Annotated in this window: 13 protein-coding genes; 4 read left to right on the forward strand and 9 right to left on the reverse strand. The window is 59.9% G+C overall.

Annotation, left to right across the window (positions count from 1 at the left end; genetic code table 11):
- Positions 1 to 26: 26 nt before the first annotated feature.
- The 9 genes from BN3002_RS05880 to galT all read right to left on the reverse strand — a co-directional run bounded on the left by BN3002_RS05880 (position 27) and on the right by galT (position 12,014).
- Complete coding sequence (locus tag BN3002_RS05880; RefSeq protein ID WP_058237084.1) at positions 27 to 1,025, reverse strand: Ppx/GppA phosphatase family protein; 999 nt, start codon at positions 1,023 to 1,025, stop codon at positions 27 to 29.
- 77 nt (positions 1,026 to 1,102) lie between these two features.
- Positions 1,103 to 1,642 (reverse strand): DUF501 domain-containing protein, encoded by a 540-nt coding sequence (locus BN3002_RS05885; RefSeq protein WP_058237085.1) that lies wholly within the window; start codon positions 1,640 to 1,642, stop codon positions 1,103 to 1,105.
- Complete coding sequence (locus BN3002_RS11275) at positions 1,639 to 2,544, reverse strand: FtsB family cell division protein (protein ID WP_058237086.1); 906 nt, start codon at positions 2,542 to 2,544, stop codon at positions 1,639 to 1,641. The genes BN3002_RS05885 and BN3002_RS11275 overlap by 4 nt, the downstream gene beginning before the upstream one ends.
- 162 nt (positions 2,545 to 2,706) lie before the next feature.
- Entirely contained in the window at positions 2,707 to 3,987 is a 1,281-nt protein-coding gene (gene eno / locus BN3002_RS05895) for a phosphopyruvate hydratase (protein WP_058237087.1), read from the reverse strand.
- A 200-nt stretch (positions 3,988 to 4,187) separates the two neighbouring features.
- Positions 4,188 to 4,784 carry a hypothetical protein gene (locus tag BN3002_RS05900; protein ID WP_058237088.1) on the reverse strand — a complete coding sequence of 199 codons (597 nt, stop codon included), beginning with the start codon at positions 4,782 to 4,784 and terminating at the stop codon, positions 4,188 to 4,190.
- Positions 4,785 to 4,977: 193 nt separating this feature from the next.
- Positions 4,978 to 8,655, reverse strand: a complete 3,678-nt coding sequence (gene mfd, locus BN3002_RS05905; protein WP_058237089.1) for a transcription-repair coupling factor — start codon at positions 8,653 to 8,655, stop codon at positions 4,978 to 4,980.
- A 94-nt stretch (positions 8,656 to 8,749) separates the two neighbouring features.
- Positions 8,750 to 9,361, reverse strand: a complete 612-nt coding sequence (gene pth / locus BN3002_RS05910) for an aminoacyl-tRNA hydrolase (protein ID WP_058237090.1) — start codon at positions 9,359 to 9,361, stop codon at positions 8,750 to 8,752.
- A gap of 141 nt (positions 9,362 to 9,502) precedes the next feature.
- Entirely contained in the window at positions 9,503 to 10,804 is a 1,302-nt protein-coding gene (galK, locus tag BN3002_RS05915) for a galactokinase (protein ID WP_371935772.1), read from the reverse strand.
- A 1-nt stretch (position 10,805) separates the two neighbouring features.
- On the reverse strand, positions 10,806 to 12,014 hold the full coding sequence (gene galT, locus BN3002_RS05920) for a galactose-1-phosphate uridylyltransferase (protein WP_058237845.1): 1,209 nt from the start codon (positions 12,012 to 12,014) through the stop codon (positions 10,806 to 10,808).
- A 304-nt stretch (positions 12,015 to 12,318) separates the two neighbouring features.
- Between galT and BN3002_RS05925 the strand changes: the two genes are divergently transcribed.
- From BN3002_RS05925 to BN3002_RS05940, 4 genes are all read left to right on the forward strand, one after another.
- Entirely contained in the window at positions 12,319 to 12,861 is a 543-nt protein-coding gene (locus BN3002_RS05925; protein ID WP_058237091.1) for a 2'-5' RNA ligase family protein, read from the forward strand.
- Positions 12,862 to 12,988: 127 nt separating this feature from the next.
- Positions 12,989 to 14,713 carry a YhjD/YihY/BrkB family envelope integrity protein gene (locus BN3002_RS05930; RefSeq protein WP_058237092.1) on the forward strand — a complete coding sequence of 575 codons (1,725 nt, stop codon included), beginning with the start codon at positions 12,989 to 12,991 and terminating at the stop codon, positions 14,711 to 14,713.
- Positions 14,714 to 15,686: 973 nt separating this feature from the next.
- Positions 15,687 to 16,199, forward strand: coding sequence for a DUF6318 family protein (locus tag BN3002_RS05935; protein ID WP_058237093.1), 513 nt, complete (start codon positions 15,687 to 15,689; stop codon positions 16,197 to 16,199).
- A 188-nt stretch (positions 16,200 to 16,387) separates the two neighbouring features.
- Positions 16,388 to 17,050: a hypothetical protein gene (locus tag BN3002_RS05940; protein ID WP_058237094.1), complete on the forward strand. Its 663-nt coding sequence runs from the start codon at positions 16,388 to 16,390 to the stop codon at positions 17,048 to 17,050.
- Positions 17,051 to 17,070 lie beyond the last annotated feature (20 nt).

Below are 17,070 nucleotides of genomic sequence, written 5' to 3' on the forward strand. Positions count from 1 at the left end.
CGGCGCACTAAACACCTGCTGAGCGTCTACTCTTTCATCTGAGACAAGGCGATCCCGTCCAAAATGTCGTGCTCGGACGTCACCCAGCGATCGATTGTGCCGAGTGGTCGCGTACACGCGACCACTCGCGCACAAATGCGGGACCAGATCAGTGCGCCGCCGGCGATCACGTCTTCGCGTCCTTTCGGCATGAAGCCGAGGGCGGCTTTCACGTCGACAGGCTGATCGATCATGAAGCGGATGGCGCGTTCCCCCTCGTCCATCGTGAACACGGCACCGTGGATGCGTTCAGGCATGTAGCGATCCAAGCCCAGCGCCTGCGCGGCAATAGTCGTCACCGTGCCGGCGACGCCCACCAATGTTCCCACTGCGCCAAAATCAATGACCGAGGCAGCACGATCCAGCTGCTCGTCGATCCACCGGGTGGCCTCGGCTTCGGCCTGCGGATCAATCCCCTGCTCAGAGTCACAGTGCGCGAAGAAACGTTCCGTCACTCGCACAGACCCCATGTTGAGCGAGATCGCCTGTTCGACGCCTGTTGTGCCGATGACCAGCTCAGTGGAGCCACCACCAATGTCCACCACCAGTGCCGGACGCCTCGCCTGAGAATCCAACGCGCTCATCGCTCCAGCAAAGGACAAAGCGGCCTCTTCCTCGCCGGGCACCACTTCAGGCTCCACGTTGAGCAGTTCACGCACCCCGTCGACAAAAACATCGCGGTTCTGCGCATCTCGGCTAGCCGAAGTCGCCACAAAACGCACGGAATCCACATTGTGACGCTTAATAAGCTCCGCGTATTCTCGCACCGCTTCCAGCGTGCGTTCAATTGCGTCGGGGTCGAGACGCCCTGTCTTATCAACGTTGTAGCCCAGACGAACGATCCGCATCAGGCGCGTGATGTCCCGCATCCGCACAGATCCCGTATCGTCTCGCTCAACGTCTGCGATCAGGAGCCTGATTGAGTTGGTCCCGCAGTCGATGGCTGCCACACGCCGAGGGTGGCGCAGCTGTTCTGGTTCAGTCATAGTCACGGCGCTCATTGTGTCACGTTTGAAGGCGGCGTGGATGCCTCGCTGCAGGCCATCGTATTGTCGCGACTCGTCTAGCACATGCAGCGGTCAGACTGCCACAGATTGCGCTCGGCAAGGATTTCGAGTGCTTTGTCGCCCACCGGGTTGCCTCCGGGGCCTGCGACGAGGGAGTGCGCGACAAGCGCGTGCAGACATTTCACGCGAGTTGGCATGCCACCGGCAGATACGCCGTCGATCTCCGGCACTTCACCCAGCGTCCGACGAAAAGCGATATAGGAGTTGTGAGCATCGCGGTAGTGCCTGGCTGCGTCCTCGTCAATCCTGATCCACTCATTGAGGTCTTCCATCACATGCTCTGCTTCCAGCGTGGAGCATCCACGCACGATCGGTGGGCACGTAAGGTAGAAAGTCGTCGGGAAAGGCGTACCGTCATCCAGGCGCGGGCGAGTCACGACAACGGTGGGCCGTCCGCACACACATCTGGCGCCGATAGAATCCACTCCACGCGGCAAGCGTCCGAGCTGCTCGCGCACCACTTCCAGGTCCTTTTCGGTGACCGGCGACAGCTCCGGCAACTGCCTTGCGTCAGTGTCGCTGCCGTGGATGTTCATTTCTCGTCTCCTGATTGACTGAAGTTCAGTGGAGTCTGGTCTTTGGCGTCGTGGGTTGCTTCTTCAGGGTTGTCCGCATCGATGACCGATTGGGCAAGAATCTGAATCCACGGCTTATCCGGGCCTCGTTTGTCGTTTTCCTGCGAGGAGGCATCCTCGTATCCTGGCCCTGGGTCCTTGACCGTGTACTGGGTTTCTCCCGGCTGGACATATCCGAGGCGTGAGCGGGCCTGCGATGCCACGTACGTCGGGTCCTTCCATAAGTCGAGCTGTTCGTGAAGCTCGGCGTTGCGTTCCCTGGCCTGTTCGACACGCACCTGCATATCTTTCAGGTCCTGGCTCTGCCTGAACCATTGGTACGCGGAGGGAATGAGTAGGACAGCAAGCAGCGCAGCCATGATGCTGATTGCGAGGAATCGGACCGAAATTGTCAGTCCGCCGAAAGAGATGTTGCGCGACGAAGCGTCACTGCGTGCTGTCTTTGCGCCCCGTCCGCCACTACGTTCCTTCGTCTTCGTCGCCGCGTCCGGTTGACGGTTCCGGCGAAAACGTGATGCGACAGATGCTGAGCGTGAAGAGTCCGAGCTTCCTGTTTTCAGGCGGGGTCCCGCCAGGCCAATGCGGCGCAGGCGATCCGAATGGAAGCGGCCCTTCGGCGAATCCTGACTCGCTTCGGCGCCCGACTCACGCGATTCATCTGCCCTGTCGTTTACTGCGCCGAGAGAGGGCCGAGTAGATATCTGGCTGTCGCTATGTGAATCCGTTTGATCTCCATGGGATCGCCGGATTGGGCGAGAGCGACGCTGCTGGCTGGCTGGCGTCGACGAGGGGCGTGACGCACCAGAAGTGCGTCGACGAGGCGCGTGAGGGCGCCTCGGATCATGATGCGACGAATCAGCCATGTTCTCATCGTGCCTTAAAACACTTCGAGCCGGGCGATCCGCTTGCGGCATGTCACAGTCGTTCTGGTCATATTCCCGTGAAACAGCTGTGCGCCGAGTGGTCGCATGCAAGCGACCACTCGGCGCACATTAAAAAAATAAGCCGTCAGGGCTTCAGTGTTCTCAGGCCTTGAAGCGTGGGAACGACGATGCACCTGCGTACACGGCTGCTTCAGCAAGCTCTTCTTCAATGCGCAGCAGCTGGTTGTACTTGGCGACACGCTCTGAACGTGCCGGAGCACCGGTCTTGATCTGACCGGAGTTGGTGGCAACAGCAAGATCAGCGATCGTCGTATCCTCGGTCTCGCCGGAGCGGTGCGAGGTCATCGTGCGGTATCCGTTGCGGTGTGCTTCCTCAACGGCATCCAGCGTCTCGGTCAGGGAGCCGATCTGGTTGACCTTGACCAGCAGTGCGTTAGCCACGTTCATCTCGATGCCCTTGCGCAGGCGATCGGGGTTGGTGACGAACAGGTCGTCGCCCACCAGCTGAACACGGTCACCGATCTGAGCGGTCAGTGACTTCCATGCGTCCCATTCGTCTTCTGACAACGGGTCTTCGATGGAGACCAGCGGGTAGTCAGAGATGAGCTTCTCGTAGTAGGACACCATGTAGTCAGTGGAGCGGCCTTCACCCTCGAACTGGTACATGCCATCAGCGAAGAACTCGGTGGAGGCAACATCCAGTGCCAGTGCCACGTCTGCGCCCGGCTTGTAACCGGCCTTTTCGATGGCTTCCACGATCAGGTCGAGTGCTGCCGAGTTGGACTCAAGGTTGGGGGCGAAGCCGCCCTCGTCACCCAGGCCGGTGGACAGGCCACGACTCTTGATGACGCCCTTGAGGGTGTGGTAGACCTCTGCACCCCAGCGCAGTGCTTCACGGAAGGTCGGAGCGCCGATTGGGGCAATCATGAATTCCTGAATATCCACGTTGGTGTCTGCGTGAGAGCCGCCGTTGAGGATGTTCATCATCGGGACAGGCAGAACGTGTGCGTTCGGGCCGCCCAGGTAACGGTACAGGGGCAGTCCGGCAGACTCTGCGGCAGCCTTGGCCACTGCGAGCGACACACCCAGGATGGCGTTTGCGCCCAGCTTGCCCTTGTTGTCGGTTCCGTCGAGGTCCAGCATGGCCTCGTCGATGACGCGCTGGTCGGTTGCGTCCTCATCGATCAGTTCAGCGCCGATCACCTCGGTCACTGCATCGACAGCGTCCTGTACGCCCTTGCCCATGTAACGATCCTTGTCGCCATCGCGACGTTCGACCGCCTCGAAGGCACCGGTTGATGCACCGGAGGGAACGGATGCGCGGGAAACGGTGCCGTCCTCCAACAGAACCTCGACCTCTACGGTCGGGTTGCCTCGAGAGTCGAGGATTTCGCGTGCCCCGATTGTCTCAATCCTTGCCACGTCATTCTCCTTCGTGATTGTGTGCGTGGAGCTGTCGCGTCTCACAGTAGTACGCAACGGTTGTAAAACACACCCCTGATGCTCGAAAAACGTGCTCGTGACCTTCACGTGTACGTGTTGACCTGCACTTGAGCGACATTGGTCCCTCATTCGGCGTGAGCCGCGCAGCGTGCATCGAGGTATGTCTCACGTTTTAAATTTTAGTGGGTATGGCCGCTTTGGCTGTCTGTGTCAGTCGATGCATCCCCGTCGCTCTTCGGCGCCTTGACATCTGCGGGTGTCACAATGTCGGCAAGCGTGCTGGCCTGCTTTGTGTTCGCCTGGGCGGTGTAGTACCGCGGGTTAATGTCGATTTTTTCCTTCGTGTAGTACTGTTCCAGTTCCTGCTGGATCGTCTGGAGATCATTGCCGTCGACCTGCAGCTGCTGCAGGACCATCTCTCCTCTGAAGACGTCGAGGACGCTGGCGGGTACATTTTCCGGGGCTTCAAGACCACGAGATGCAGCTACTTGCTTCATGAGGTCAAGAACCTGGTCGTCAGTAAACGTCACGTCTTTGTCGTGTCCCATGCGATTCTGGAAATAGCTGGACGTCAGGAGCCTGAGCGCATCCACGCGACTGACTCGCTGTGCCACAACATCGGGAAGTGCAGTGGCAACTTCCGTGACGGTTTCTTCGCTGATGTTGTGGTCTCCGATTCGCGCCGCCGCGCCTGGGTGAGCTGAACATCCCGTAATGACGAGCGCCAGCCCGGCAAGAGTTGCAACGAAGCCAGCTATTCCCCGTTTTTGTGCCACCGAGATCCTCCTTAGGTCTTGTGCGTGTCTATTCTACGTCACGTTGACCGATGTGCCGCACCAGGGGGTGAGAAGTCCCGCTCCCCTCGCTCATGAACGAGGACGACTCACCCAGGTACTTGCGCCGAGTGGTCGCATGCACGCGACCACTCGGCGTTTCAAGGTGTCGGGCTTCTATGTTCGCGGGGAGTGATCACCGGTCTTTAACGCCGGGGGCGCCGCCTTCTGATGAGGCGGCGAAAGGCACGATGATCGTGTCAACGACATTCAGCGTCCACTCGATGAGGGCGCTGTCTGCCAAGGGGTGCCCACCGATGTGGGCGGTCATTGGGATGGGAACCAGGATCTGACGCACCGCAGTCTTAATGACTGCGCCAGGGTGCAGCCGCTTCAGGCGCATCATCTGTGAATCAGCAAGTTCGACGGGTGCGAACTTGATGTACCGTCCCTGAGTGGCGACCTCTTCGACACCGACCTGGCGCAGGCGCTCACGCAGTCGCGCAATGTCGAACAGCAAATCTACCTGAGGAGGAATTGGGCCGTATCGGTCGGCCAGCTCATCGCGCACATCGCTTTCCTGTTCAGGCGTGCTCACGCCTGCAATCCTGGCGTATACCTCGAGCCGCAGGCGCTCGCTCGTCACATATTCGGCAGGAATATGCGCATCCACGGCCAGATCCACTCGCACGTCCACCTGTTCGGCGGGGCGCTCCCCTTTAAATGTTGCCACTGCGTCAGCGACCATACGCACGTACAGATCGAACCCCACGCCCTCGATATGACCTGATTGCGCGCCACCCAGCAGGTTGCCGGCACCGCGGATTTCGAGGTCTTTTTGCGCAACGTGCAGCCCGGCGCCCAGATCCGTGAACTGGGCGATTGTCCGCAACCGTTCATGGGCCGTTTCGGTAAGAGTGCGGTCAGCTGGGTAAAAGAAGTAAGCGTAAGCGCGTTCGCGCCCTCGTCCCACTCGGCCGCGCAGCTGGTGCAACTGTGAGAGTCCGAACGCGTCTGCCCTGTCCACAATCAGTGTGTTCGCATTGGAAATATCCAGGCCGGTTTCCACGATTGTCGTGCACACCAGCACGTCGAAGTCGTGGTTCCAGAAATCAACGATGACGCGTTCAAGTTCGTGTTCGGACAGTTTGCCGTGAGCGACACGGATGCGCGCTTCGGGTACCAGTTCGCTGAGGTGAGCAGCCACCGTGTTGATGGATTCGACACGGTTATGGACGTAGAACACCTGCCCGTCACGCAACAGCTCGCGCCGGACTGCAGCGATAACCTGCGCATCCGTGTATGCGCCCACAAATGTCAGAACCGGCTGACGCTCTTCTGGCGGTGTCTGCAGGATCGACATTTCACGGATACCGGAAATCGCCATTTCCAGTGTTCGAGGGATAGGTGTTGCTGACATGGACAGCACGTCCACATCAGTGCGCAGCGCTTTGAGTGTCTCCTTATGCTCGACACCGAAACGCTGCTCCTCGTCAATGACGACTAGACCTAGGTCCTTGAAGCGGACCGTGCCCGTCAGCAGGGCGTGTGTGCCGATCACCAGGTCAATACCACCGGACGCAAGTGCCTCCTTGACCTCTTCAGCTTCTTTCGGCGTGGAAAAACGTGACAGTGTCCCAATTGTGACGGGGAAACCGGCATAGCGAGCGCTGAAGGTGTCATAGTGCTGCTGGACCAGCAAGGTGGTGGGAACCAGCACAGCAACCTGCTTGCCGTCCTGGATGGCTTTGAACGCCGCGCGCACAGCGATCTCGGTTTTGCCGTATCCCACGTCTCCTGTCAGGAGCCGGTCCATCGGCATGGACTTTTCCATATCAGCTTTGACTTCATCGATTGTCACGAGCTGATCAGGGGTTTCCACATATGGGAACGCATCTTCAAGTTCGCGCTGCCAGGGGGTGTCAGCGCTGAACGCGTGCCCTTTTGTTGCCTGGCGCGCGGCGTACAGGCGGATCAGCTCAGCGGCGATTTCCTTGACGGCTTTACGAGCTTTGGCTTTGGTCTTCGCCCAGTCAGCCCCACCCATCCGGGTCAGTGTCGGCTGATCCGATCCCGTGTATTTGGAGACCTGATCCAGCGAGTTCGTCGGCACGAACAGACGGTCCCCAGGTTGTCCCCTGCGCGAGGGAGCGTACTCAATGACAAGGTAGTCGCGCGTGACGGCGGACGCTCCCCTGCCGACAGTGCGTGAGACCAGTTCGAGGAAGCGTCCGATCCCGTGCTGTTCGTGAACAACCAGGTCGCCGGCGTGCAGTGTCAGCGGATCGACGCCCTTCCTGCGCCGCGACGGCATCTTCCTCATATCGCGAGTGGTCGCTCCCACGCGACCAGTCAGGTCCTGTTCAGTAAGGACTGCCAGGTGCTGATCGGCCATTACAAACCCGGCGCCGGCTTGCGCGGTCGTCACGTGCACGACACTTTCTTCAGGCGCGCGCGTCAACTCCTCTACCACTCGCGCCGGCACGTGCGCATCGTTCAGTATCGAGGCGATTCGTCGCCCGGGCCCAGGGCCTTGAGTGGTCACCACCATGTTCCACCCGGCGTGTGACAGCTCAGCCAAATCGGCGCACGCTCGATCAAAGTCACCGCGATATGGGCGTACTTCTCGAGCACCGACTGCCATCAGTGTCGGTGAGACCACCACGGCGTGCGCCTCGTGGGCCTGCAAAGCACCCGGCTCGTCGTCCGTATCCACACCTCGGTCTTCCTCGACAGCGATCAACGCATCGGCCAGTTCTGCCGGCGCCAGTGAGGAGACCTCCCACCGCGCAAGTCCGGAAGCCTGCCACACTTCGTCCAGGTCACGGAACGAAGCGTCGCGCGCTTCCAGTGGAACAGTGCCGCCATCGGCCGCTGCGGTCCATGCTGCCTGGAGGAATTCCTCGGTGGTTGACACAAGGTCGGCTGCGCGGGCACGCACCCGCTCCGGCTCATCCATGATGAGTACGCTGCTCTCGGAAGCGATGTCAAGGACGGTGTCCATGCGCTCCACCAAAGCAGGGGCCAGAGACTCCAGGCCGGCGCTGTAGATCCCTTCACTGGCCAGTTCCAGAATCTGCGCCGCGCCCGGCAGGGTGTCAGCAGCATGGCGTGCCTTTTCACGGACCTCGTCGGTTAGCAAGAGTTCTCGACAGGCCACCGCCCACAGGCCGTCGGTAGCTGCGCCGAGGGTGCGCTGGTCAGCCATGGAGAACCAGCGAATCTCGTCAACCTCATCGCCCCACAGTTCGACGCGTAAAGGGTGTGCTTCCTGAGGTGGAAAAACGTCGAGGATGCCGCCTCGGACGCTGACCTGTCCGCGTGCCTCCACCATATCCACGCGTTCGTATCCCAGTTGTGTCAGACGGTCAACCATGCTGGGCAGATCCACCATGTCCCCTACTTTGACGCGCACCGGCTCCAGGTCGGCCAGCCCGTGGATGACAGGTTGGAGGAATGCGCGAACCGGCATGACAACAATGGACAGTGGCGCGGTCGCCGGGTCGGTTGGATCCGGGTGTGTCAGCCGGCGCAAGATGGCGATACGTTGGGCCATCGTGTCCACCTGGGGTGACAGTCGCTCATGCGGCAGGGTTTCCCACGAGGGGAACATGCCCACATTCGGCACCCATGCAGACAATGCGTCAGTCAGCCTTTCGGCTTCTCGCCCCGATGCCGTGATGATGATCAGAGGTCCAACGGTGGACGGGTCCGCCTCGTCAATGAGCCTTTCGCGCGATGCAAGGGCGTACATGCCGGGTCGAATGCCTTGCGGGGCGACGATGGTGCCGCTTAGGGACCGTGACAGTGAAGTGGCGAATTGTTGAACTGCCTGGTCGGCTCCGATCAGGTCCATCAAGCCGTTCAATTTCATGACATCTTCCTCATGTTTCACTGGGATGGGTACATGTGGCGAGGGCGCTCAGTGGGCGGGCGGAATCACTGCGATGGCGCAAACACAAAGGATTTTACTGCGGCGAGCTATGCGAATGCAGGCGCTGTTGGGCCTCCGGGAAACCGTTTAGTGCCACGTCTTCAATCACGTCAGCGGCCTTTTCCACTGTCACGTCCCACTCAGTGCGGTCGCGCGCTGAAAGCTGTGCCAAAACGTAGTCTGCAGGGTCCTGCCTGCCCGGAGGCCTGCCGATTCCGACACGCAACCGGTGGTAAGCCCGCGTCCCCAGACACTGACTGAGCGATTTCAGGCCATTGTGGCCGCCTTCTCCCCCGTCAAATTTCAGACGCAGGTCGTGTTCGGGCAGGTCGAGGTCATCGTGAATGACGAGGATACAGTCGGGCGCTATGTGTGCGAAGCGAGCCAACGCACTGATCGAGCGACCCGACGTATTCATGTATGAATCGGATGTGGCCACGAGAACTTGCGGTCCTGGCGCGCCCCCTGGTCTGATGCCCAGACGGATACTCGCCATGTGCGTCCCGCTCTTGTGTGCGGTCAAGGTCGCACTGCATCGTCCCGCCAGAGCATCGATCACCATGTGACCGACATTGTGACGGGTGCGCGAATACTGGGCGCCGGGATTTCCCAGCCCCACAATCAGCCATGGGGTTTCATCACTCATAGATCTGATTGTGCCATTGTGGGAGTTTTCAGCTGCCACGGCTGGTCGAATGTCACATCTGTCGACGATTCGCCACCACAAGGGCCGCCGCGGTATTTCAGCCACTGATCGAGGTATTGACGACCCCTGTGACGCGCCACGTTACTCAGCGACTTTTCCTGCAGGTTCTTCAGGCGTAGCGATCAGGAACTGCGGCGCTTCGAAGCCGTGCTCAGCAAAGGCATCAGCGACAGCCCGGGCCACGTCTCGCGCAGCAGACTCATCGACGAGGGCGATCGCCGAGCCGCCGAAACCGCCACCTGTCATGCGTGCGCCATGTGCTCCACTGGCTCGCGCCGCATCGACGGCCACATCCAGTTCCGGACAGGTCACCTCATAGTCATCACGCAGCGAGTCATGGGACGCGTCCAAGAGCGCGGCGCAGCGATCCAGCCGCTCCCCGACCAGCGAGCCGGAAACCAGCTCGTCAATGAACGTGCGTGTGCGATCAATCTCCGTCAGAACGTGACGCACGCGAGCGCGCATCACCTCGTCAGGCAGCTGATCCAATGCCGCTTGTTCATCGTCGATGTCGGCCAGCAGATCGACACCGAGGATGCCTGCGGCCTCTTCGCAGGCCTGTCGGCGCTGGGCGTATTCGCCGGTTACATGCGAATGCTCGGCGCGCGTGTCGATCACCAGGAGTGCCAGGTGGTCGTGAGCCAGGTCAAATGGGATCGACCGCACGGACATATCGCGGCAGTCAAGCTCCAGTGCGTGTCCCTTCGTGCAGCGCATCGATGCAGACTGATCCAGCCCACCTGTATTGGCGCCCGCAATGTCGTTTTCAGCGCGCCGTGCGGCATCCACCAGGAGTGCGCGGCCCGCATCATCATCGTCACCACCGAGCAGGTTGAGGTCTTCCATGTCGTTGATCGCCACGGCCATCGCGCATTCCAAAGCGGCAGAAGACGACAGTCCTGCACCCAGAGGCACACAGGAATGCAGCGCCGCATCGAAGCCGCGCAGCGGCCCAAAGCCGGCCTGCTCCAGGGCCCATGCCACGCCCACAAGGTACGCAGCCCAGCCGGATACTTCGCCGTCAGTCCCGCGCCGGTCAACGGTGTCGAGGTCGAACTCGTCGATATGGTCGCGCGTCTGCGGAGACACGAGGCGTACGTGGCGGTCAGATCGCGGTGTGGCAGCGATAAATGCACGGTGTGGCAGCGCGATCGGCAGACAGATGCCACCGTTGTAATCCACGTGCTCACCGATGATGTTGACACGGCCAGGTGCGTGCCACACGCCATCCGCATCTGCGTTGAATGTTTCGCGGAACAGGGTGCGCGCGGCGAGGGCCCCCTCGTCAAATGTCAAGGGGTCGTTGAACGTGAGGTCCTCTGTCTTGGCTGAGCCGCCCTCGTGCATGGAGTCAGCCTGCTCGGGTGTGTGTGGGGTGGTCATATCACCACACCTCCTTGAAACGGTCAGCGATCTTTTCGGGAGACGTGTCGGAAATCCACGCACCCATACCTGATTCCGAACCAGCCAGGTACTTCAGTTTGCCCGGCGCGCGCAGGAATGAGAAGAACTCCAGGTGCAGGCGCAGTTCGTCGCCTTCAGGTCCGATTGGCGCCTGATGCCAGGCCGCGATGTACGGCAGCTCGATGGCCGAACCGTCCGGGTTGACGAAGAAGCGATTACCTGCCTGTAGCAAATGCAGGTAGAGGTCAGCCAGTTCTTCACGTTCTTCCTCGGTCAGATGCGCAATGTCGCGTACGTGGCGACGTGGGACGAGGTGAGCTTCGACGGGCCAGCGCGCGGCTCCGGGGGTGAACAGCACCCAGTGTTCGCTTTGATCGAGGATACGGCGTGCACTGCGCAGCTCGGTGTCCACGATATCGTCGAACAGGTTGCGACCAGTCGCTTCGCGGTGGGCCTGAGCCTGAGTCAGCATTTGGCGGGTGCGGGGCGTCAGATAGGGGTAGGCGTAGATCTGGCCGTGTGGGTGCGAGAGTGTGACGCCAATTTCCTTGCCGTGGTTTTCAAAGCAGAAAACCTGTTTGATGCCGGGCATTGCTGACAGTTCGCGGGTACGGTCCGCCCACGCTTCGATCACGGTGCGCATGCGCTCATGGGAGACGGTGGCCAGTGAGTCTTCAAGGTTCGGGGTGAAGCAAATGACTTCGCATCGTCCCGCGGCTGGCGCCCTGCGGTACAGGTCATCACCGTCGAGACCGTTCACGGGGATCACACCGTCAGCTGCTGCGATTTCCTGCGCCTGTTCTGGGGTTGCCATGAGGGAGGGGAAGCGGTTTTCGAAGACGACGACGTCGTAGTCTGTGTCGGGTATCTCCCCGTCGGAGTATTCGGCGCCCGGTCGTGCCGGCGCCAGCGGGTTCGCGTCTGCTGGCGGAAGGAATGTACGGTTCATGCGGTGGGTCGCCATCGGGATCCAGTCCCCGGTCAGCGGGTCTTTGCGCATCTGAGGTCCGGTCACGGGATGAACGGTCCCGTCCTCCCCTTCAATCGGTGCGAAACGATCCGGCAAGGGCCGCGGGTCATCGAGGCGACGAGTGCGCTGTCCTGATACATATTCGGGGGAATCGTCGAAATAAAAGAGGTCTCGCCCATCGGCAAGTTTGGTGGCAGTTTTGCGCACCTGAGCACTCATCGCTGTGTGTCCTTCCACGTTGTCAACGAAGTTCTTGAGAGACGTTCATTTCTCGGTGCCCCGTCCGTGTCCCCACAGGCAGGCCACGTCATAAGTTTACGTTGCCATAGAGGTTTGTCACCACCACGGGGACGGCTCGTGACCTAGGTCATGGCATCTACCTGCGTTGCGACCTTCACCTCACAGCCGCACCACCTTCACCTCACAGCCGCGCCATCCCATGTACTCTTAAAAGGTCAGTCGCGCAGCGGCACCCTGGTCGCTTCGCCACGCAGCTACCTCATTGCAGAAATGGCGGTGATCCATGTTCCTGCCTCCGCGCCTTGACGGCCAGGAATGGATGGGAGCAGTCATCGCCATTCCGGAGCCTTGGGTCAGCGAACTGACAGAGTTGCGTCTCGGGCTGGGTGACGTCAACGGCTCTCGTGTCCCCGCCCACATCACCGTCATGCCACCGATTGCCGTGCCGGTGGAAGATCGCACCCGAATCATTCGCCACCTCCGCTCCGTCGCGCAACGCCGCCAGCCGTTCCGCATCACCATTAAAGGTACTGACACGTTCCGCCCTCTGTCCCAGGTGGCGTTCCTGACTGTGACGCAAGGCGTGGATGAGTGCCGCAGCCTTGCAGACGATGTGCGCACCGGCCCACTTGACTACACCCTTCGATTCCCCTACCACCCTCACGTCACACTGGCTCAGGATGTTGATGACCCAGCCATTGACCTGGCTCTCGACGTCGCCGCAGATTTCGAGGCCTCTTGGATGGTTCCAGGATTTCGCCTGGACCGCGTGGACCCCACTGGCATGTATTCCTCGCTCGCCCTTTTCGATTTCGAAACGAAGTAGGAACGCGGGTGCGGCAGCCTCCCTCGTCAATTTTCGTGATCGACGAGGGGAGACGGCCGTCCCCTGTTGAGCAAATTCTGCCTATGCATAGCGAGCGCGCGCCGCGTCAACACCGTAGATTATGAATATGACGGCAAGCACGAACGATACTCAACACGATTTGTCGGCTACCAACGTGGGATCCACCGTTGCGCCGCCGAGCCCGCGCTCAGTACCCGGAACGTTCACGGGCACCGTGCGCGAATCGGATCTGACCTATCGTGATGAGCCATCTCCGAATGCTCCCGGTTATCATTCAGCCGAACTGGCCGGCACATATTCCGACGAAACCAAGCGCGCCTCGCATCTGCGCGGCCCGGGATTGCGCGAGACCCTCGCTACTCCGGGTCTGGTCGACAAGATCAAGGCACTGATTCAGTGGTGGAACCGGACGCGCCTGGCGCGAGCATTGGCGCGATACAGTAAGCGTTCCGGTGGCTTGATGTCAGGCGGTATGGCGCTGACAACGCTCCTGTCGCTGTCCGCAGCACTGGTCGTTGGCTGGACCATCTTCATGGCGCTGCTGGGCAATAACGCGGAGCTCAAAGAGGCTGTCATCAACGGTGTCAACAATGCGATGCCGGGCGTCATCGATGACGGCACGAACGGCGGGCTGGTCAACCCCGACAATCTGCAGGTCTCCACCGCAATGTCAATCACGTCGATCGTTGCCTTCGTCGGCTTGGTGTGGTCCGCTCTGTCGGTTGTGGGGTCGCTGGGCATGGCGATTCGTTCGATGTTTGGGCTGGTGAGTGCCCCGGTTCCCATCTACAAGTCGATGCCGCGTAACCTGGTCGGCGCTCTCTGCCTGGGCGTGGGAGTGCTGGTGAGCGCCGTTTCCTCCGTAGCTCTGCGAGTGTTTGGCGATTGGATTTTCTCGACTCTGGGAATCGACGCCGGTTTCGGTAAAATTGCATTGAACATTGCGAGCCTGCTGGTCGGTTTTGCGGTTGATTTCGGCGTGTTCATTGTTCTGATTCGAATCGTGGCGCTCGTTCATCCACCTCGACGCGACCTCATGTGGGGTGCCGCATTGGCTGCCCTCGCCGCCGGGGTGCTGCGCTTTTTGGGAACGTCCGCTGTTGGCGCCGTGTCGGGCGCAGTGTTGACCACTGCGACGACGCTGGTCACGCTCATTTTGTGGATTAACCTGCAGATGCGTGTCATTTTGCAGATCAGTGCGTGGGTTGCGAATCCGCCTGCAATCCCGCCGACCGATAAGTCCTCTCTGATTCACTTCAATGAGACGCCGAACTATGTCACGCTGGGTGTCCCTCGTACTCTGGAGTGGCCACACCACGCTGTGACCGGAGAGGTCGAACCGACCCCCGATCCCCCCAAGCTTTCCGATGCTCCGCTGGCCATTGACGCCTCATACCACCCCTCATTCAGCGAGGGCGAATTGGCGGCTCTAGCCAGCATGTCGCCGGAAGAAATTTCTGAACACCGTAAGGAGAAGCAGGCTCGTATGAACTTCCATCAGGCAATGAAACGTGGAGAGAATCTGGCTGACGAACGTGAAGCTCGCGGTGAAAAAACTCCGTGGAACGTCGAGGACGCCAAGCGCGAAAAAGAGGAGAAGCGTCGTCAGGCCGATGCGCGCGAACAGGTTGACGCACTGAAAGAGGATGCGGATAAGCGTCACGAAGATGAGAATCGGCGTGATGCTTTGGCTCTGGGCGAACGGCTGCTCCAGGAGCGCGAGGCTGCCGGCACTGCTCCTGACAATGCTGAGAGCACGTCAAGCAAGGATTCCGCTCAGAACACCGACATGTCAGGTACGTCCGAGGTCATCGACCGCGCCGACAAGTAGCAGTAGTTTCAAGCCCCGCGCGGGGATGTCTCTGCTGCACGTTGAGCTTGGAGCCTGAGCCGGTCGTTCAAGCCCCGCGCGTGGGGAATGCCCGCTCTCCTCGTGCCCTGTGTCGTCGTGGGTGAGGACAGGCCCTCGTGTCACCGTGCATGGGGGGTAGGTGTCCTCCCCCTCTTGTAACGCCTTTCGCGGAGGCATGAGTGCCTCGCTCTTTGTCTCGAGTGCGAGATGAGAGATGCACCTTTCCTCTTTTCGTCCCCGAGGTTCGATTTGGCGTGGTGGTGGGTTCGTTGTGTGGCTGTGGGTGCTACGCGCCGTTGGGTGGGTGAGCCTGTGACCTGTGGGAATGGTTGGCCAGTGGGGTCAGTGCGGGTCCTTTGCGCTGTGGGTGTGTGTCGAGTTCGAACCTGGGGGAACATGCCCGGGGCCTCGTGTGATTGTCGCTCCCGTGATTGCCGAGGGTAGACAGGGGTCGTGCTTTGTGGGAATGGCTCAAGCTTGCGCTTTCTTGTGGACTGAAGGGTTTCGTGTGGGGGTGCGCGTGCATGTGCCGTCTTCCCACATTGTGGGAATTCTTCTTCCCGCATGCTTGTCCTCCCCTCTTTACCCGCCTGTCGATCTGAAGAGTGGGCCAACGGCCGTCGCTTCCACGCACGAGGCGTTTGCACTGGTCACGAGTTACCTCACGGGAGGTAGAGCCGTGATGAATCCAGTGAGAGGCATCCAGATCGACAGGTGGGTGCAAAAAGAGTTTGATCCACAATTATGAATTGGGTCTGTACGGGCAGCAGTACTGTTCCGTAGTGTGGTGCACATGACACGACGATCACGACACTCCACGCTCCTGGTTCCAGTATTGGCTGGCTTGCTCACTCTGGCTGCATGCAGCCACGGGGAAGGTAGCAACCAGAGTGGCAGCGCTCAAAGCCCTCAATCCAACAGCAGCTCACACGAAGCGGCGCAAAGCATACCCATGTCCGGTGAGTACCCGATTTTACCCAACGGGAAGCTCGGCAGACCCGTGGACTGGGTGGAACCACACGAACCACAACTACCTAGCGCTGCCACCAACATGGACGCGTTCGGGGCACGCTACTTCGCCGAGTACTACCTCAACCTCCTCGCATACTCCATCAACACCGGCAACACCACCACCCTCAAAAAAGTCAGCAGCCCAGAATGCAAAGTCTGCCAATCCTTTATCAACGAGATCGAGACGCAATACACAGGCGGCGGGTGGAACATCGGTATGAAATACGAGGTCAGGACTCTAGATGATGGCATCCCTCATTCGGATGATGAGGATGTCTATTTGGTTGTGGGTACAGTACATACCCCCATATACGTTGCGTTTAATGAAGAGGGGAAAATTGTCAGCGGCGTAGAAAGAACTGAGGTCATCGAACTCGAAGTGGACAGCGGTTCGGGATCTTTCGTTTTAAGGCGTCTCTACGGCGATTCTAAGGATGAAGGTTCACAATCATGAAGCCAGTAGAGACTTGGAAAAAAGCCATTTTAATTGCCGACTTGATCCTAGTTAGCACGTCACCGCCTCCAGCTAATGACACAGATAGGTACTCATTTGACTTTCGCTCGGATTCTGACAACCAGTTAACGCTCCAAGTCGATTACCGCCAAGAAACGACCACTCCGCCCATTCCCGGCTCTGCTGGCGTGGAGAATGTTGACGCCGCTGGTGCTGGTGGTGTGGTTGAGGTTGTTGAGGGACCGGTTGGTGGCTTTCGTGTACCGGGCTGGCAGGTGCGCTGCAAGATCGGCACCGGCACAGCCGGCGCCACACCAGCAGACAAATGCACCCCACCACCAACAGAAAAACCTGAAGGAAAAGAACCAGACCAGCCCGCCACTCCGTCAACCGACACCATCGCACGCACAGCCCTAAACACCATCACCCTACGCGGCGCAGGCCTGACCATCCAACCACACCAACACGCCTTCACCGAAGTGCCCTCCAACATCTACGCCGCCACACCCACCCAAACCCACACCCTCACCGTCTTCAACCACACCGTCACCCTCACCCTTCACGCCTCCACCTACACATTCGACTTCAACGACCACACCCCACCACTGATCACCACCACCCCAGGAAACCCCTACCCCAACATGGTGCACACACACTCATGGCAAAACGAATCACCCCACCAAACCGTCACACTCACCACCACGTGGGACGTCACACTAACCAACCCGTTCACCGGCACCACGCACACAATCCCTAGCATTACAAGCACAAGAGAAACCAGCGCCCCATTCCTGTTAACCAAACCCCACCAAGTCCTCACCGACCACGCCGAAAAAACCCACGGACACTAACCAGGAAGGACAGTCGCAAA

Origin of the sequence: Actinomyces ihuae (assembly GCF_001457875.1) — a bacterium.
Lineage (GTDB): Bacteria > Actinomycetota > Actinomycetes > Actinomycetales > Actinomycetaceae > Pauljensenia > Pauljensenia radingae_A.